This window comes from Sphingobacterium arenae, from assembly GCF_014692505.1.
Lineage (GTDB): Bacteria > Bacteroidota > Bacteroidia > Sphingobacteriales > Sphingobacteriaceae > Sphingobacterium > Sphingobacterium arenae.
This window is the reverse complement of the sequence record NZ_JACNYK010000001.1, coordinates 187,786-205,697: the sequence shown is the minus strand read 5'-3', so window position 1 is coordinate 205,697 and position 17,912 is coordinate 187,786. Positions and strand designations below refer to the sequence as shown.

16 protein-coding genes are annotated in these 17,912 nt (G+C 38.5%); 10 read left to right on the top strand and 6 right to left on the bottom strand.

What is annotated here, in order from left to right; translation table 11 throughout:
• Positions 1-36: 36 nt before the first annotated feature.
• The 3 genes from mnmG to apaG all read right to left on the bottom strand — a co-directional run bounded on the left by mnmG (position 37) and on the right by apaG (position 4,436).
• Positions 37-1,896, bottom strand: coding sequence for a tRNA uridine-5-carboxymethylaminomethyl(34) synthesis enzyme MnmG (gene mnmG, locus H8B17_RS00950; RefSeq protein WP_190307312.1), 1,860 nt, complete (start codon positions 1,894-1,896; stop codon positions 37-39).
• 56 nt (positions 1,897-1,952) lie between these two features.
• Positions 1,953-3,818 (bottom strand): ABC-F family ATP-binding cassette domain-containing protein, encoded by a 1,866-nt coding sequence (locus H8B17_RS00945; protein ID WP_190307311.1) that lies wholly within the window; start codon positions 3,816-3,818, stop codon positions 1,953-1,955.
• Between the two features lie 231 nt (positions 3,819-4,049).
• Positions 4,050-4,436: a Co2+/Mg2+ efflux protein ApaG gene (apaG, locus tag H8B17_RS00940; RefSeq protein WP_190307310.1), complete on the bottom strand. Its 387-nt coding sequence runs from the start codon at positions 4,434-4,436 to the stop codon at positions 4,050-4,052.
• A gap of 275 nt (positions 4,437-4,711) precedes the next feature.
• On the opposite strand from apaG, the gene H8B17_RS00935 reads away from it, so the two are divergent.
• From H8B17_RS00935 to H8B17_RS00895, 9 genes are all read left to right on the top strand, one after another.
• Positions 4,712-5,428, top strand: coding sequence for an SAM-dependent methyltransferase (locus H8B17_RS00935; protein WP_190307309.1), 717 nt, complete (start codon positions 4,712-4,714; stop codon positions 5,426-5,428).
• Between the two features lie 12 nt (positions 5,429-5,440).
• Complete coding sequence (locus H8B17_RS00930; protein ID WP_190307308.1) at positions 5,441-5,932, top strand: hypothetical protein; 492 nt, start codon at positions 5,441-5,443, stop codon at positions 5,930-5,932.
• 5 nt (positions 5,933-5,937) lie between these two features.
• A complete protein-coding gene (locus H8B17_RS00925) occupies positions 5,938-7,035 on the top strand; it encodes a Nif3-like dinuclear metal center hexameric protein (RefSeq protein WP_190307307.1) in 1,098 nt (365 codons plus the stop codon).
• Between the two features lie 2 nt (positions 7,036-7,037).
• Positions 7,038-7,781 carry a zinc ribbon domain-containing protein gene (locus tag H8B17_RS00920; RefSeq protein WP_190307306.1) on the top strand — a complete coding sequence of 248 codons (744 nt, stop codon included), beginning with the start codon at positions 7,038-7,040 and terminating at the stop codon, positions 7,779-7,781.
• Positions 7,782-8,019: 238 nt separating this feature from the next.
• On the top strand, positions 8,020-11,319 hold the full coding sequence (locus H8B17_RS00915) for a S41 family peptidase (RefSeq protein ID WP_190307305.1): 3,300 nt from the start codon (positions 8,020-8,022) through the stop codon (positions 11,317-11,319).
• Positions 11,320-11,390: 71 nt separating this feature from the next.
• Entirely contained in the window at positions 11,391-12,314 is a 924-nt protein-coding gene (locus tag H8B17_RS00910; RefSeq protein ID WP_190307304.1) for a CPBP family intramembrane glutamic endopeptidase, read from the top strand.
• Complete coding sequence (locus H8B17_RS00905) at positions 12,295-12,519, top strand: putative signal transducing protein (protein WP_190307303.1); 225 nt, start codon at positions 12,295-12,297, stop codon at positions 12,517-12,519. Before H8B17_RS00910 ends, H8B17_RS00905 begins: the two co-directional genes overlap by 20 nt.
• A 61-nt stretch (positions 12,520-12,580) precedes the next feature.
• A complete protein-coding gene (locus tag H8B17_RS00900; RefSeq protein ID WP_190307302.1) occupies positions 12,581-13,381 on the top strand; it encodes a phosphatidate cytidylyltransferase in 801 nt (266 codons plus the stop codon).
• Between the two features lie 67 nt (positions 13,382-13,448).
• A complete protein-coding gene (locus H8B17_RS00895) occupies positions 13,449-14,111 on the top strand; it encodes a DUF2461 domain-containing protein (protein ID WP_190307301.1) in 663 nt (220 codons plus the stop codon).
• Here H8B17_RS00895 and H8B17_RS00890 read toward each other — a convergent pair.
• Positions 14,105-15,301: an anhydro-N-acetylmuramic acid kinase gene (locus tag H8B17_RS00890; protein ID WP_190307300.1), complete on the bottom strand. Its 1,197-nt coding sequence runs from the start codon at positions 15,299-15,301 to the stop codon at positions 14,105-14,107. The two genes, H8B17_RS00895 and H8B17_RS00890, sit on opposite strands and share 7 nt — an antisense overlap.
• Positions 15,302-15,509: 208 nt before the next feature.
• Here H8B17_RS00890 and gcvH point away from each other — a divergent pair, with 208 nt between their 5' ends.
• Complete coding sequence (gene gcvH, locus H8B17_RS00885) at positions 15,510-15,890, top strand: glycine cleavage system protein GcvH (RefSeq protein ID WP_190307299.1); 381 nt, start codon at positions 15,510-15,512, stop codon at positions 15,888-15,890.
• 101 nt (positions 15,891-15,991) lie between these two features.
• On the opposite strand, the gene H8B17_RS00880 is transcribed toward gcvH, so the two are convergent.
• Positions 15,992-16,750 carry a hypothetical protein gene (locus H8B17_RS00880; protein WP_190307298.1) on the bottom strand — a complete coding sequence of 253 codons (759 nt, stop codon included), beginning with the start codon at positions 16,748-16,750 and terminating at the stop codon, positions 15,992-15,994.
• Positions 16,751-16,868: 118 nt separating this feature from the next.
• Positions 16,869-17,855 (bottom strand): pyruvate dehydrogenase complex E1 component subunit beta, encoded by a 987-nt coding sequence (locus H8B17_RS00875; protein WP_190307297.1) that lies wholly within the window; start codon positions 17,853-17,855, stop codon positions 16,869-16,871.
• Positions 17,856-17,912 lie beyond the last annotated feature (57 nt).

The following is a 17,912-nucleotide window of genomic DNA, read 5'->3' as shown; positions in this document are numbered from 1 at the left end:
AATATATTTATAATTAATGTATTGAAAATCAGTTTGTTAACTCATGTGAACCATTAAAACACTGATATCAGAGGGCGAAACACCTGAAATTCGTGATGCTTGTCCCAATGTGCGCGGTTTTACTTTTAGTAATTTTTCACGCGCTTCGATAGAAAGGGACGTAAGCGAGTTGTAATCGAAATCTGGATTTATTTCTCTATCTTCCATTTTTTTCATTCTATTCACAATCTCCATTTCTTTTGCAAAGTAGCTATCATACTTCACCTTTATCTCTGTTTGTTCAATAGTTTCCTCATCATATTGTTTCAGCAAGATACTAAATTTTGCGTTTGCTTTTGCAATATGACCGATATTGATTTGAGGTCTACTTAATATATTAAATATTCGTTGTTTTTGATTAAGGGGATTGGAACCTACTTGTTCCAAAACAGTATTCATCTCTTCAGGTGCAACGCTATTTTGTTTCATGTATTCTACCAAGTATTCTGAATCCTCTATTTTTTTATTAACTTTTTCTAAACGTTTATCATCCACAAGACCTAATTTATGTGCAATTGGTGTAAGACGTATATCCGCGTTGTCCTGACGTAAGAGCAGTCTGTGTTCTGCCCTTGAAGTAAACATACGGTAGGGTTCTTCTGTTCCTTTGGTTACTAAGTCGTCGATAAGGACACCTATATATGATTCGGAACGCTTTAATATTAACTCATGCAGATCATTAATTCGTTGATGGGCATTGACACCTGCAACGAATCCCTGTGCCCCCGCTTCTTCATAACCAGTCGTTCCATTAATCTGCCCAGCGAAGAAAAGATGTTTAACCTTTAATGTTTCCAAAGTCAGATCTAATTGCATGGGCGGAAAATAGTCGTACTCAATAGCATATCCAGGACGGTACATTTTTGCATTTTCAAACCCCGGAATTAATCGGAGTGCCTTTAACTGGATGTCTTCTGGGAGTGAGGTGGAGAAACCATTCACATATATTTCTACTGTTTTAAAACCTTCTGGTTCGACAAAAATTTGATGTCTGTCGCGTTCTGCAAAGCGATTTATTTTGTCTTCGATAGAAGGACAATATCGGGGACCTAGTCCCTTTATACGACCAGTAAACATGGGAGATTTTTCGAAGCCTGTTTTTAGAACTTCGTGAACTTTATCGTTGGTATAAGTAATCCAGCAACAACGTTGCTCTTTTGGCATGTCGACTTTTGTAAAAGAAAATTTGCCTCTTTTGTTATCCCCCCATTGTTCTTCCATCAAGGAATAGTTGAGTGATCTACCATCAACTCGAGGTGGAGTTCCCGTTTTCATTCTTCCTGACTCGAATCCTAAATGGATCAATTGTTCTGTTAAACCAGTAGCCGCTTTTTCTCCGGTTCGCCCCCCTCCTATTTTCTTTTCACCAATATGTATTAAACCGTTTAAAAAAGTTCCGTTTGTGAGAATAACAGCGTCGGATTTTATACGAATACCAAGCGAAGTAACGACCCCGGCAGCGCGACCATTTTCCACAATTACTTCTTTAACGGTGTCTTGCCACATATCTACATTGGGTAATGATTCAAGTGTTAGACGCCATTCTTCTGCGAAACGCATACGATCATTCTGCGAGCGAGGGCTCCACATTGCTGGCCCCTTTGAAAGGTTAAGCATTCTAAATTGTAAGGTAGACTTATCTGCAATTATACCGGTATAGCCGCCCATTGCATCGATTTCTCTTACTATTTGTCCTTTTGCTACGCCGCCTATTGCAGGATTGCAGCTCATTTGTGCAATTACACCCATATTCATCGTGATTAATAACACGGATGACCCTAGGTTTGCCGCTGCTGCCGCTGCTTCACAACCTGCATGTCCGGCACCAACTACTATAACATTATATTTATTAAACATTGTTTATTTGCTAATGTTCCACGTGAAATTTTAAAATATGTTTCACGTGGAACTGATTACATAAATTCAGACAATTCTAACCAACGCTCTGATTTAGTATCAAGTTTTATTTGTAATTTTTCTATATCCAAAGCTATTGCTGTTATCTCCTGATGATCGGATATGATGTTTAGTGTTTCTGTTTTTTTTATGATTGTATTCTCTATTTCCGTTATCTCATTTTCTAAAGATTCATATTCTAACTGTTCTTTATACGATAGCTTTTTCTTTTCTGTTTGGACTGTCGGATAAGATTTTTCTATTTGTTTGCTTCTTTCCCTTTCTTTTTCCGTGCGTGATGTCTGTTCTTCTTCTAATTTATAATCTGCATAATTTCCATTGTATATTTTTAAATTACCTGTATCCTCAAAAATAAATAGTTGGTCAGATAATTTATCTATCAGGTAGCGGTCGTGCGAAACCAAAATCAGTATACCTGTATAGTTTTGTAAAAACTCTTCTAAGACATTTAGTGTATCAATATCCAAGTCATTAGAAGGCTCATCTAGTATTAAAAAATTTGGATTAGCCATCAACACGCGCATTAATTGCAGACGTTTCTTTTCTCCCCCACTCAATCGACTTACTAAATTGTATTGCTTTTCTGGGGGAAATAAAAAAAGTGTCAATAGCTGTGATGCTGTAATGATATCACCGTTGGCCATTTCAATATAATCCGCCACATTTTTTACGATGTCCAATACACGGTCGTCATCTTTAAAAAGCAATCCTTCTTGTTTATAATATCCAAATTTTGTGGTTTCCCCTATGCTAATCTTACCTTGATCTGGAAAAATATTTTGGGTGATCAAATTTAAAAAGGTGGATTTTCCACTGCCGTTTTTCCCTGCCAATCCTATTCGGTCGCCCTTTTTAAATATATAAGAAAAGTTGTCAATTATTTTTTTTCTAGAGAAAGACTTTGAAACCCCATCTAGTTCTAATATTTTAGAGCCTTGTCTGCTTACCTTTACGGACAGTTGAACGTTATCCCTTTTCTGTGCCCCTTTCGATTTCTCTTCCAAATCATAGAAAGCTTCAATTCGGGATTTTGATTTTGTTCCTCTCGCTTGGGGTTGACGACGCATCCATTCTAGTTCGCGTTTAAGAAGATTTCTTGACTTTTCAACGACTACCGAATCTATAGCCTCTCGCTCGGCTTTTTTTTCTAAAAAGTATGTATAATTTCCTTTGTAAGTATGTAAATTTCCGCTATCTAATTCTCTTATTTCAGTACAAATATTATCTAGAAAATATCTATCATGGGTAACTAGAAGAACAGTTTTATTTCCTGTAGTCAGTAGTTTTTCAAGCCATTCTATCGTTTCTATATCCAAGTGGTTGGTTGGTTCGTCCAAGATATATACGTCGGGTTCATCTATCAATAATTTAGCCAACGATAAGCGTTTCTTTTGTCCGCCGGATAGACTATCAATAGTTTGATCAAAATCAGAAATCTGTAGACGATTTAAAATACTTTTTATATTGTGTTCATACTCCCAAGCCTCCATGGCTGACAGTTGATCTGTAAGTTCGGCGAGTAGTTTCTGATCTATTTTATCGCTATTCAATAAATTTTCATAGCTTTTTATAAGTTGCTGCTGTTCATTATCTGCACTATATATAAAATCGTTAATGGTTTCCATTTGCTTAAAAGTAGGTTCCTGCGATAAAAATCCTATCTTTAAACCTCTTTCTTTGACTACCTTTCCTGCTGTTGGAAGGATTTGTTCGGCCAGTATTTTAAGTAAAGTAGATTTGCCTGTTCCGTTAACACCCACTAGGGCTACCCTATCACCTTTTTGTAAACCAAAATGTAAACCGGAAAATAACCATTTGTCATGAAAGGAATGACTGACTTGTTCTGTTGCTAAAATACTCACTTATATAAGGTGTTGAAAATTAAATATTTACTTTTTTTTACTCAGAAAATCTTATTCCCCGATATGATACTGACCGAAAAGATTGAATGACCAGCATAACGTTTGTTTTGGGACGCCATTAAAATCTATTCTTAAATATTACAAAAATTCAAGTGCAAAAATAAGTAAATATTGCTGTAAAAGCGTGATTACAAAAGATAAGGGGAGATAAATTACAAAAGGATTGGATTTCTAATTCAACTTAAATGAAGCAATTAAATTGAATCGAGGTATTTCTACGTGGAATACGCTACCATCTACGATCTTGGTCATTTCGTAGTGACCTTCCATGTATCCCATCTCACTTTTTAAATTACACCCTGAAACGTACTGATAGACAGCCCCTGAAGCCAGTATGGGCTGTTCGCCGACTACACCTTCTCCTTCTACTTGTTTAAAGTCACCAACGGAATCGAAAATATCCCAATGTCTGTTCATGAGCTGTATGGTAACATCGCCTAAATTCTCTATGGTGATTTGGTAGGAGAACATAAAGTGCGTCTTCGCCGGATTAGAATATTCGGGTTGATAAACGACGCTTACAGATACTTTTACGCCGGATGTTATTTGCGTATTCATTTATTAATTGCTTTTTTTACTGCGTATCGAATACTTCTCAGAATCTATTTGTTCTAGATCTTTTAATCTTGGGGCAAATTATCAATTATCTTCTAAAACTTCAAATTTATTTAGGTTTCATTTTTCTTTTTTCTAAGGATGAGAACCACTATAGTGATTCCTCTTAAGGATTTTTTATGTTATTGTATTTCCTATTTTTGTTTATTTTTAAGGCATGTACGAATTTATTTAAAATACGGTTCGTGAATGCAAAGCATTTTATTTAGGTTTGGATAATGTCGATAGGAATTTTATACCTTATGCCGGTTCCGCTGGCTGAAAACGCGGAAGGACAATCATACACTTTGTTCCATCAGGAACTTATCAATCAAATTGACGAATATATTGTCGAAAATGAAAAAACCGCACGACGATTTCTAAAACAAGCGGGATTGAAAATACCGCAAAGTGATTTGAAAATTCATGATTATGGCAAACATAAGCGTGAAAAAATAGATTATAATCGAATTTTTAAGTCGATTATGGAAGGAAAGGATTTGGGACTGATGTCTGAAGCAGGATGTCCCGGCGTGGCAGACCCCGGTGCGGACATTGTTTCTGAAGCGCATAGAAGAGGAATAAAAGTAGTTCCTTTGGTTGGTCCTAGCTCTATTTTATTGGCATTAATGGCTTCGGGATTTAACGGACAAAAATTTGCTTTTCATGGTTATCTTCCTATAGACAAAAGTGAGCGGACAAAGAAAATTAAGGATTTGGAGTTTCAGTCGCAAAAAGAGCAACAAACGCAGCTATTTATTGAAACACCCTTCCGTAATAACAGTTTGTTTGACGATTTAATTAAAAATTGCAAACCGAAAACAAGAATTTGTGTAGCGTGTAATTTGACTGCTTCCGAAGAATGGGTGTTGACGTTGTCGGTTTCCGAATGGAAAAACCAAAAGATAGATCTCCATAAGAAGCCCACGATATTTTTGATGTATGTTCAAAATTAAAGAGTTTATATCATGTTAGATATACTGCCTGATAATATAACCGGTGACATGGCATTGTATATGCTCATCGGGGGAATAATCCGAATTATAATCTGGATTTTTTTTGCCTTAACTCTTTATCGCACCCTAAAACTCGTAAAAAAGGAGAATTTATGTATACTACCTAGCCAAGCGTGGTTTGTAGCGGTACCTATATTTAACATCTACTGGAATTTTGAAGTGGCAAAGCGCGTCGCAGATTCTCTAAATAACGAGTTTTATGATCGAAAAGTGGAAGTGGAAGAGAAACCAACACAAAAATGGGGTCTTATATTCGCGTGGACATTTTTGTTAAGTAATATTCCATTGCCGTTATTTGTATTAACGATTATCGGCATATTACATTTTGTGTATTTTATTACCTATTGGGTCAAAGTAAATGAATATAAAACGTTGTTGCGAATACACATAGAACATTATGGGGAAGATTATATAGCTGATAAAAAAGAGAAAACCGAGATATAAATAGGATGAAAATTAAAGAACTTACTCAATATTTGGAACAAATTGCTCCACTAGCTTATCAAGAATCGTATGATAATTCAGGATTAATCGTTGGCCATCCGGAGGACGAAATACATCAGGCATTGATTACGTTGGATTGTACCGAGGAAGTCGTTGATGAAGCTATACAAAATGGTTGTGACATCATTATAGCTCACCACCCTATTGTATTTAAAGGACTGAAAAAACTAAATGGTAAGAATTATGTGGAACGGGTAGTCATTCAAGCTATACGTCACGGTATTGCGCTTTATGCCATTCATACCAATCTAGACAACGTCTTCGGTGGGGTAAGCGGAAAAATAGCCGAAAAGTTAGCATTAACATCACCTGCGATTTTACGACCGAAGCCAAGTTTGCTCCGAAAATTGGCTGTTTTTGTGCCGCGCACCCATGTGGAATCCGTTCGGGGGGCATTGTTCGAAGCAGGAGCCGGCGCTATCGGCGATTATGAAGAATGTAGCTATAATACATTAGGATATGGAACATTTCGGCCCTTAGAGGGCGCCAATCCCACGATGGGTAAAATTAACGAGCACGAACGTATCGAGGAGACTAAAATAGAAGTTATCTATCCAGCACATAGAGAGCGAGCCCTGTTGGTAGCGATGTATGCAGCACATCCGTATGAAGAAGTTGCGCACGATATTTTTATTTTAGAAAACACGTTGCAAACCGTCGGTTCTGGGGTTATCGGTAATTTACCCCAACCGATGGAAGAAAAAGCATTCTTAAAATACCTGAAAGACCGATTGAATGTAGAGGTTATCCGGCATACCAAATTGCGAAAAAAAGATATTTCGAGAGTTGCCGTTTGCGGAGGCGCGGGAGGGTTCTTATTGGATGATGCAAAACGTTCTGGGGCAGATATCTTTGTTTCGGCCGACTATAAATACCACGAGTTCTTTGATGCAGAAGGAGCCATTGTTATCGCAGACATAGGACATTTTGAAAGTGAACAATTTACGCAGGAATTATTATTGGAAATTATTCAGAAAAAATTTGTTAACTTTGCTGTCCGATTAACAGGAATAGAGACAAATCCTATTAAATATTACGTTTGATAATGGAACAATCCGTAGAACAAAAGTTAAAAGCATTATGGACGCTACAGTCCATCCATACAAAAATAGATAAGATTCACCAAGTACGTGGAGAATTGCCCATTGAGGTTGCAGATCTGGAAGATGAGATCGCGGGTCTTAATACTCGAATCGAGAAAATCAGAACGGATCTGGATGATCTAGAAGATTCCATTGTGAATCGCAGAAACATGATCAAAGATGCGCAGGCAGCGATAAAAAAGTATGAGGGGCAACTGAATGAAGTAAAGAATAACCGCGAATACGATGCCATTTCTAAAGAAATTGAAATTCAGGGTCTAGAAATCCAAGTATGTGAAAAGCGTATTCGGGAAGCGGAATTTGATATAAAAAACAAAACAGAACTTTACGAAAGCACACAGCAGAGTCAAGAATACAGTAAAGGTGAATTAGATGTAAAGAAGCAAGAGCTAGAGACCATTACCGGTGAAACGCAAAAAGAAGAAGATGCATTACTGGATAAAGCAGCAAAGGCTGAAAAAAATATCGAGGACCGCCTGTTAAAGGTTTACAATAAACTCAGAGGAACGTTTAGAAACGGCTTATCCGTAGTTTCTATCGAGCGAGACAGTTGTTCCGGATGTTACAATAAAATTCCGCCGCAATTACAATCTGAAATCCGTCAGCGTAAAAAAATTATTATTTGTGAACACTGCGGGAGAATTATTGTAGACGAAGGTATCGTTTTCGACGAAGAACATGCTTAGTCTTATTTTAGATAAAAGAAAGCCCTACATCCAAATGTAGGGCTTTCTTTTTTATTAATTAATAAAGCAATCGACATTTGCAGCGAGTGTATGGGCTCTCTTTGAGCTTAAATGTCTTATTACTATCCTCCCCGTCAAATATCCGAAGTGATGAGGTTTTTATGGAAAAAGAATACGAAGAATTGCAACATCTCTGATATGAATCCGGCTTAAAAAATAAATTCCATTATTTTTGAATATGAATCACCCAACAATCCGTTTGAAAAATAGTTTATTAAGGACTATACAGATACTCATTCTTTCTGTTTTTCTTTTTTCAAAAGCGCAAGCGCAAGAGGAAACTCTACTTTTACGAAATCCCGATATCAGTGACCAACACATCACCTTTGTCTATGCCGGAGATGTGTGGATAGCTGACAAAAGCGGAGAGAATCCACGTCGTTTAACGGTAAACCCCGGAGTAGAACAAAACCCCATGTTTTCGCCGGACGGACAACAGATCGCGTTTACAGGTAATTACGATGGAAATACGGATGTTTACATTGTTTCTATATACGGTGGAACTCCTAAGCGTGTGACTTTTCATCCTACTGCGGATATGCTTCGGGGTTGGCTAAACAATAACGAAGTTTATTTCACAAGCACACGGGAATTCACGTACTCTTTAGGTTCCCGTTTATATAAAACATCGTTAAAGGGAGAACTAGCCTCCCCTTTGTTGATGCCGGAAGCCTATCAAGGAAGCCCGTCTCCTGAGGGGCGTTATTGGGCATATATTAAAAACACAGACCCAACAGAAAGAGATCGTGTGGCATTCAAACGCTATCGTGGTGGTGGTATGTCTTCGATTTGGATATTTGATACACAAACCAAAGAAGTGGAAATCATTCCAGGAGAAAGAAGTAACGATGTGAAGCCGGTTTGGCTGGGGGATAAAGTTTATTTTCTTTCCGATCGCGACAAAATAGTCAATATTTTCAGTTATGACACGAAAACGAAAGACCTAGAAAAGCTGACAAACTATAAAGACTATGATGTGCGTACATTGAGTGGAAAAGGAAACGAATTGACATTTGAGTACGCCGGTCGTTTACATATCCTTCATACTGCGACTAAAAAAGTAAATAATCTGGCGATCAACGTGCATGCTGATGCCATGTATAAACGACAACATTATATTGCTGTGGGAGCGGATATTCGTTCCTATACTATTTCTCCAACAGGACAGCGAATGCTATTAGAGAATCGGGGCGAAATATTCACTGTACCTAAAGAAAAAGGTGACGCCCGAAATATTTCCCTTGCGCCCGGCTCGCACGAACGTTTTCCAGCTTGGTCACCTAATGGTAAATGGATTTCCTTTATTTCGGATAAAAATGGAAAATATGAATTGGTGTTACGTGATCAAATGGCGAAAGATGAACCAGTTTACATTTCTTTAGGGCAAACACCGTTTTATTACCAGCCGACCTGGTCTCCCGATAGCAAAAAGCTTTTCTATAACGATGCCCATCTCAACCTTTATTATGTAGATATAGAAACGAAGAAAGTAACGTTGGTAGACAACGATCGTCTTAGCTCAACAACGGGCAGAGTATCCAATCATTTCCAACCGTCATGGTCTTATGATTCCAATTGGATAGCGTATATAAAAAGTTTAGGAAATGGCGTCCGTACACTTTTTATGTATAACTTGAAAACGAAGCACTCGACACAAGTTACGGACGGTATGAGCGCAGTCAATCAACCGACTTTTAGTCGTGACGGCAAATATCTGTTCTTTTCAGCAAGCACCAATACGGGGTTAACAAATTCCGGATTGCATATGACGGCTTATGAAAGGAATGTAAACTATAACGTTTATGCTTTTATTCTTTCAAAAGATACGCCGTCCATATTTAAAAACGAAAGTGACGAAGAAGAAGTTGTGGACGGGAAAAAAGAGGTCAGCAAAAAAGAAGAAGAGAGATTGAACGATAAGAACAAGGGAAAATCTCCGGATAAAAAGTCTGATAAATCCGAAACAGCGGTTGATTTGGATGAAATAAACCGCCGTATTGTGGCTTTGCCTCTCCCATCCGGCCGTTATTTGTTAAACGGATCAACGGAAAACAAATTGACCTATATGCGAGGAAACACGATCGGTATCTATGACTTAAAGAAGTTAGAAGACAAGACGCTTGTAGAACATGCTTCGGGTTTTGATATTAGTGCGAATGGAAAGAAAATGATATACCGAGGCAATCGAGATTTTTTCATTGTAGACACCGGGAAAAAGCCGGCTCCTGGTGATGGTAAAATAGAAATTAAGAATGTCAAACAGTTGGTAGATCCCGAAGCGGAATGGAAACAAATTTTCTATGAAGTATGGAGAATGCAAAAAGAATTTTTCTATGTGGAGAATATGCATGGTGTGGACTGGAACGCGATGAAGACAAAATATGAAAAATTCTTACCGTATGTAGGACATCGATCAGATTTAGGGTACTTATTGAATGAAATGATGGGTGAGATGGTCGTTGGGCATAATTATATTTATCCGGGTGACGAACCATCGACCCCCTCCGTGAACACGGGAACACTAGGGGCGGATTTTGAGGTGGTAGAAAATGGATATAAAATCAACAAAATATATACGACTTTAGACTGGAACCCATCTCTCCGTGCACCATTGGCCGAACCGGGACTAAATATTAACGAAGGAGAATATATCGTAGCCGTAAATGGAGTAGCTTTAAATAAGACAACCAACATTTTCCAGTTATTGGAAAATACCGTAGACAAACAAGTTACTTTGAAAATCAATAACGTGGCATCATGGAAAGGCGCGCGGGAGGTCGTCGTAAAACCTGTTTCTTTTGGAGGAGAAACCAGTTTACGCAGAATGGATTGGGTGGAATCTAATCGGAAAAAAGTAGACGAACTTAGTAAAGGGCAAATTGCCTATGTTTATATGCCCAATACCGGTCCTGAAGGATATACGTATTTTAACCGCTATTATTTTTCCCAAATGGATAAGAAAGCGCTTTTATTGGACGAGCGTAACAATGGTGGTGGTTGGGTCGCTGATTACGTCATTGACTTATTGTCTAGAGAGCTGATATCGGGCTGGCGGATTCGCGATGGAAAGAGCTTTACTACACCAGGAAATGGAATTTACGGTCCAAAAGCAATGATTATTAACGAAAACGCGGGTTCGGGGGGAGATATGATGCCGTATATGTTCCGCTTTAAAGGACTCGGAAAACTTGTTGGAAGAACAACCATGGGTATTTTAGTCGGTATCTCCGGATATCCGCCATTATTGGATGGGGGACGTATTACCTCGCCAAATTTTGGAATATTTGATTTGGAGAGTAATTATATTATCGAAAATGAAGGTGTAGCACCGGATCTTTTTGTAGAACAAATGCCAAAAGATTTGTTGGAGGGAAGAGATCCCCAGTTGGAGAAAACAATCCATATTTTGCTAGAAGAAATGAAAACTTATCCCTACAAGGAATTAAAAGATCCCAAAGATCCTATTCGGGTAAGGTAACAAAACGTGAAAAGGAGTGAATTTCACTCCTTTTCACGTTTTCAACCGTTAAAATACTTATTTTTAACGGAATGAATACAACCAATATGCAACAAAAGAGTCCGTGGACGGATTTGCTTTTTTTAATCATGATGACATTTGTCTGCGTTTTCGCGGTTTCTTTGGTTTTCCTCGGAATGGGATATGTTCTTTTTGGAGACATTGATTTTTTTGCGGAGTTCTCTGGAGCTGGTCAGGCACAAAATTATTACACCTACATGGCATTGGGCGTTAGTTCTGCTGCTACCTTTATTGCACCAGCCTACATTTTTCAACGAAGGAATAATGAGGAAGATCTGTTTCCACGGCAAAATCTCACCGATTGGAAAACCTATGCATTAAGCATACTTTTCCTTTTCGCTTTTGCACCGTGTATGTCCCTGATTGCGGATTGGAATGCCCATATGCAATTTTCGGAGTCTTGGAGTAATTTGCAGGAATGGATGCGGATGAAAGAAGACGAAATGGCTTTGTTAACCGAGCGCATCGTTATGACGACCGCTTGGGATAAATTATTACTAAACATTGTCGTTATAGCAGTTTTACCCGCTATAGGCGAGGAATTATTTTTTAGGGGAGCATTACAGCAGATTGGAACTCGGATTTTTAAAAATGAATATATTGCCGTTTGGGTCGTTGCGCTTATTTTTAGTGCTATACATATACAATTTTACGGTTTTTTCCCTCGTTTATTGCTTGGCGTATTTTTTGGTTACCTCGTCATCTGGACAAGAAATATCTGGACAGCTGTCTTCGCACACTTTGTTAATAACAGCATGGTGGTTATATTAGCGTTTTATTATGCAACGCAGGGCAAGAGCTATGCAGCGCTTATGGAAAGCGATTCTTATCCAATAATTGTGTATCTTGCTAGCTTCATTTTCAGCATTATTATTGCTTTCATATTTTATCAATATATAAGGAGAATAAACCTATATGGAAAAAGGGTGGATTAAAATACAGACGTATACCGATGCCATTCGGGGAGAAATAGATAAACAGATGTTAGAAGAAAACGGCATTCCTGCAGTTCTTCTGAACAAACAGGATTCATCCTTTATGTTTGGGAAAATAGATCTTTTCGTCAACGAAAAAGATGTTGGACAAGCCCAAAGACTAATACAAGAAAGCGAATCAGAAAAAAATGGAACGAAGATGTAAATATCATTCTAATGTATATCCATGTTATTTATATCAAGCATTCAAAACAAAAAATAGGTAGATGAAAACGAGGGCGATAACTGGATTTTTTTTTATTGTGATTTTGATAGGTGCTGTATTAGTTGGCCCTTTTACATTTGTTCCTCTTTTTTCGTTGATAGCAGTTTGTTGTGTGTATGAATTTTATCGTATGGTGTATACGGAGGATACACAGCCATTGCTTTTTATGGGTGTAGGAGCTGCCGCGGTTGGATTAGCTTTGGTTGGTTTTAGTCTTGTAGATATACTGCCCTATTCCGTTTTCCAATTTGGTATTGTAGGTATTTTGTTGCTCTATATCACGGCACTTTTTCGCAAAACAGTTCATCCTATCCAAGATGTCGCGTATTCGATCTTTGGCTTGATGTATGCAGCAATACCGTTTATTTTTTTTATGGAATTAGGCTTTGTAGAAGATACCTATAACGCCTATATCCCTCTTGGTTTTTTGATCCTTCTGTGGACAAACGATACGGGGGCTTATTTAGTGGGAAAAAGTTTGGGACGTCGTAAGTTATTTGAACGTATTTCACCGAATAAAACTTGGGAGGGGTTTATTGGCGGTGTCTTCATGGCTGTCGTAGCAGGGATTGTCCTTTCCCGTTATTTTGGGATTTTTCCGCTATGGGGTTGGGTCTGTATCGCATTGATTATCGGTGTATTCGGTACTTTCGGTGATCTAGTGGAATCTATGCTTAAGCGTAATATCGGGGTTAAAGATTCTGGAAATATACTGCCTGGACATGGTGGTCTGCTGGATAGATTTGACGGGTTGTTAATGGCCGCCCCATTGGTATATTTGTTTTTGAAAAATGCTTTTTAATAGGATGAAACGGGCAAATATGTGCTCACTGACACCTAGAAAAACTTCACTCATCAAGATAAATTAAATGAAAATAGACAAGCAAACATTGGGTTTCTTGAATCAGCTCAGAGAAAACAATAACCGAGAATGGTTTCAGGAAAACAAAGTGATATATGAAACAGCGCTGACAAACGTAAAAGATTACATTACGCAGCTTATAGCCGCGTTATCGGATTTTGATCCACATATTAATACCGACATACAAGCTTCGCGCTGTTTGTTTAGAATATATCGTGACACCCGATTTTCTAAAGACAAAACGCCCTATAAAACATGGTTTGCAGCCGGGATTTCTATCGATGGACGGAAACTGGATGGCCCTGAATATTACTTGCATATCGAGCCGGGTAAGCATTTTCTCGCGGCGGGATATTGGCGTCCGGAGAAACATCATTTGAATGCTATCAGGCAGGAAATAGATTACAGCTATCAGGAAATGGCCGATGCGCTGGCACAAGGAGGCTGGACAGTTGAAGATTTATCGACGGAAGATAAATTGAAGAGAGCTCCCGCTGGCTATAGCGAAGAAGACCCCCATATTGAAGTATTGAAACTAAAAAGTTATATCTTGTACCAACCCTTTACTGATTCGGAAATAACGGATTCCAAATCGTTACAGAAGATTGTCGATACTGCCAAACGAATTTTGCCGTTTAAACGCTTTATTCATCAGGCTTTAGATCAATAAGGGAAACTTATTTTACCCATACATATCGCAGGCGAGTCTTTAATTTGTTGGACATGAGACGACGAACCGGCTACTGTCTCATTAGCGAGAACAGCAAAGAGACAGGCCTCTTTTGCATCAGGATTTAAACCCAAATCGCTGAAGGAAGATACGGAAATTGATGGAATAGCCTTCACAATATTTTTCATTAACAAAGGATTGTGTAACCCTCCCCCACTCACATAAACATGCAGATTTTTAAGATCTTTCGATACACGTTTAATACCTTCCGTTATAGTTTGTGCAGCAAACTTGTTTAGCGTAGCCAAAACGTCTTCGGGATTCAGGGTAGATGTGCCAGAAACGAATTGGGCATTTTTCAAATAGGCTAAATTGAATAGTTCCGGTCCCGTCGTTTTTGGAAAATCGTCGCGCAAGAAAGAGGATGCCAACAAAGCATCCAGAAGATCTGTATTTATAGCGCCTTTTTCGGCAATATGTGCGTTTTCGTCCATTTCTAACCCAAATTGTTCATAAACAAATTGATTCATCATCGTATTTCCTGGACCAAGATCTGTGGCGTAGGCTTCTAGGTTACTTTCTCGTTTTGGAAGGAATGTAAAATTAGAGATACCACCGATATTCAGCAGACACCTGTTTTCCGCTTCGGAGGTAAAAAGTAGAAAATCACCATAGACCGCTAAAGGTGCACCTTCTCCCCCAGCCGCAACGTGTTTTTGTCTAAAATCCGATAGCGTGATGATCCCCGTCGTATGGGCAATATGATCGCCATCTCCGATTTGTAATGTGCTGTTGGGAAAATTTGTTTCTCCGGTTAGATGTTGAGGAGCATGGTAAACGGTTTGCCCATGACTAGCAATTAAATCTACGTCTGCCGAAGAAATTTCCCATCGTTCTAAGGCGTTATTAATGAATTCACCGTGTATTCTTCCAACGTAAGCGTGTAGTCCTGATAGCATCTGTTGATCTATTTGACGTTTGGCAAATATTGCTCGAATATGTTGACGGAAAGCAGTGTTATAGGGAATCGTGATAAAATTTTCAAGAAATAATGTCGTCTCTTGACCGCTATTGTTTATACGACATAATGCGATATCTAAACCATCTAATGATGTTCCGGACATCAACCCGATGATCCGACGTTCCGTTTGTTGCGCGATTCTGTACAGTTTTTCAATTTGTAGATTCATAAGGTGAAGATAGGAAGGAATTTTTGGTTATGTCGGTGGATAATTATATTTTTGAGCAAATATTATATGTATGAAATACCCACTTTTAGGAAACACAAACACCGATGAAAATAATCTGGGTATTCCATATGGCTATTAAAAGACAAACCGAGTGTAACGAGCTCATTTATATAAATGAATATTTACACTCATAAATAATTATTTACATATGAATTTTCCAGCAGAATTAAAATACACGAAGGATCACGAATGGGTTCGTGTCGAAGGTGACGAAGCGGTTATTGGAATTACTGATTTCGCACAGCGCGAATTGGGCGACATTGTTTTTGTTGATATAAATACGGTAGGTGAAGAAGTTACAGCAAATGAAGTCTTCGGGACAGTTGAAGCCGTTAAAACAGTGTCGGACTTATTTATGCCTGTAACAGCGACGGTATTAGAAGTGAACGAAGGTATTGATGCTTCGCCTGAGTTGGTTAATACAGACCCATACGGTGAAGGTTGGATTATCCGGGTAAAATTGAACAATGCTGCAGATGTAGATGCGCTATTATCAGCGGAGGGATATCAAGCAGAAATAGACGCATAATAATTTTTTAGATAGACATTAAACAAATAAAGCCAATTCCAAGGAAGAATTGGCTTTATTTGTTTATCCCCATTGACTTTCTTGTGTAACGGTTTTCATAGCTATTCCACGGTCATTTCCACGTCGCTGACTATAGTAGCCCCTTGTGTCTCTATTGTTGTTTTTATAGCACTAGTCTTGGTGAAGTGCGTTTGCTTATCTAAGGTATAACTGCCGGACATTCTTCCAATTTCGCCGCCTGTCTCTTGTAGCATTATACCCACAATATCAATAATGTAGCCGTCAGCACTTTCTTCACGGAAAGTCGAAGTCATTTCTATTTTGGAGAACAATGGATTTTCTGCTACGTCAGAAGAGCTTTCCCAAGATTCTCCGGGGGTCACTGCTTTATCTGGAAAAGAAGGAGACATTTTCGAAAAAGAACTTGCATCAAAACCCTGCGAAGCGAAACTCGTAGGCAAATCTACAGCTATTGTTTCCCCTTTTTCTGTAATAGTGGAAGAGATCTGTTTATCAATGATGGTAGAGAACTGCTCGCCCAGCATTTTTGCCGTTTCATCTATAGGCTCTTCTTCGGAATTATAGGACACTGTCATCATGCCCGCGTCGATATCGGCTTTAATTGCTTTGATTACATTTTCGATGGTAAAGTTTTCGTTTTCTTTTTTTGCCGGAAGCATTTCCATCTTCATCTTCATGTCCATAATGACACTCTGTGGGCCATCTATATCTGTTTTCATAAACATATTGAAGTGAAGAGGCTTTCCAATTTCAGGGTTTAATTTAAAATTGACGGCTTTTTGCGCCAGCACTGTAAAGGTTAAGCATACGCTCAAGCATGTAATAAGGATTGTTTTCATCGATGTATATTAATGTAACGTGAATATAGGAAAATTGGATAAGGTAAAGAAATAAAAAGGTCTTCCGTACAATACAGAAGACCTCTCCATTATTTGGTTCCTCAAAAAGAGGAATAAATTACTTGGTAATATAAGATACTTCTTTTACGGCTTTTACCACTTTAGCAATGTTCGGTAAACTTGCTTCTACTAATGTAGGGGCATAACCAAGGGGTACATCTGCAGATGTTACACGAATAACAGGTGCGTCCAGATAGTCAAAAGCATCTTTCTGAACCTTGAATGCGATTTCGCCAGAAATAGAAGCCAGCGGCCAAGCCTCCTCTACAACCACTAAGCGGTTCGTCTTTTTAACCGATTCGATGATGGCCGTATAATCTATAGGACGGACAGACCGTAAATCGATCAATTCTACACGAATACCTTCTTTTGTTAATTCCTCTACGGCAGGGATGACAACACGTGGAACCATTTTACCAAAAGATACGACAGTTACATCTGTACCTTCTTGTATAATATTTGCTTTGCCGATAGGTAAATAATACTCTTCTTCCGGAACTTGACCTTTATCGCCATACATGACCTCGGACTCCATAAAAATGACGGGATCTGGGTCCAGAATAGACGTTTTCAATAATCCTTTCGCATCATATGGATTAGAAGGGATAACAACTTTTAAACCGGGCGTGTTTGCATACCAATTTTCGAAGTTTTGTGAGTGTTGCGCCCCCAATTGTCCTGCATTACCTGTTGGTCCACGGAAGACAATAGGACAAGAGAACTGCCCCCCACTCATTTGATGTAATTTTGCCGCTGAATTGATGACTTGGTCGATGGCGACCAAGGAGAAATTGAAAGTCATAAATTCGATAATGGGTTTTAGGCCGTTCATTGCTGCACCAACACCTATCCCTGCAAAACCAAGTTCTGCAATCGGGGTATCGATAACACGTTTTGCACCAAACTCGTCTAGCATACCTTGGCTAACTTTGTATGCTCCGTTGTATTCGGCGACTTCCTCGCCCATTAAGAATATTTTATCATCTTTGCGCATTTCTTCGCTTAAGGCTTCGCGAAGCGCTTCTCTGAATTGTATTTCTCTCATCAGTTGTAAAATTGTATCTTATTTAAATATCGCAAAACTACTATAATTAATTGATAT

What these genes read in the sequence shown, in the direction of transcription:
- H8B17_RS00930 (WP_190307308.1), top strand. Translation starts at nt 5,441, where the DNA reads ATGTTAGATATACTGCCTGATAATATAACCGGTGACATGGCATTGTAT.
- H8B17_RS00910 (WP_190307304.1), top strand. Translation starts at nt 11,391, where the DNA reads ATGAATACAACCAATATGCAACAAAAGAGTCCGTGGACGGATTTGCTT.
- H8B17_RS00890 (WP_190307300.1), bottom strand. Translation starts at nt 15,301, where the DNA reads ATGAATCTACAAATTGAAAAACTGTACAGAATCGCGCAACAAACGGAA.
- H8B17_RS00900 (WP_190307302.1), top strand. Translation starts at nt 12,581, where the DNA reads ATGAAAACGAGGGCGATAACTGGATTTTTTTTTATTGTGATTTTGATA.
- H8B17_RS00880 (WP_190307298.1), bottom strand. Translation starts at nt 16,750, where the DNA reads ATGAAAACAATCCTTATTACATGCTTGAGCGTATGCTTAACCTTTACA.
- H8B17_RS00920 (WP_190307306.1), top strand. Translation starts at nt 7,038, where the DNA reads ATGGAACAATCCGTAGAACAAAAGTTAAAAGCATTATGGACGCTACAG.
- H8B17_RS00905 (WP_190307303.1), top strand. Translation starts at nt 12,295, where the DNA reads ATGGAAAAAGGGTGGATTAAAATACAGACGTATACCGATGCCATTCGG.
- H8B17_RS00875 (WP_190307297.1), bottom strand. Translation starts at nt 17,855, where the DNA reads ATGAGAGAAATACAATTCAGAGAAGCGCTTCGCGAAGCCTTAAGCGAA.
- mnmG (WP_190307312.1), bottom strand. Translation starts at nt 1,896, where the DNA reads ATGTTTAATAAATATAATGTTATAGTAGTTGGTGCCGGACATGCAGGT.
- H8B17_RS00935 (WP_190307309.1), top strand. Translation starts at nt 4,712, where the DNA reads ATGTCGATAGGAATTTTATACCTTATGCCGGTTCCGCTGGCTGAAAAC.
- gcvH (WP_190307299.1), top strand. Translation starts at nt 15,510, where the DNA reads ATGAATTTTCCAGCAGAATTAAAATACACGAAGGATCACGAATGGGTT.
- H8B17_RS00925 (WP_190307307.1), top strand. Translation starts at nt 5,938, where the DNA reads ATGAAAATTAAAGAACTTACTCAATATTTGGAACAAATTGCTCCACTA.
- apaG (WP_190307310.1), bottom strand. Translation starts at nt 4,436, where the DNA reads ATGAATACGCAAATAACATCCGGCGTAAAAGTATCTGTAAGCGTCGTT.
- H8B17_RS00895 (WP_190307301.1), top strand. Translation starts at nt 13,449, where the DNA reads ATGAAAATAGACAAGCAAACATTGGGTTTCTTGAATCAGCTCAGAGAA.
- H8B17_RS00915 (WP_190307305.1), top strand. Translation starts at nt 8,020, where the DNA reads ATGAATCACCCAACAATCCGTTTGAAAAATAGTTTATTAAGGACTATA.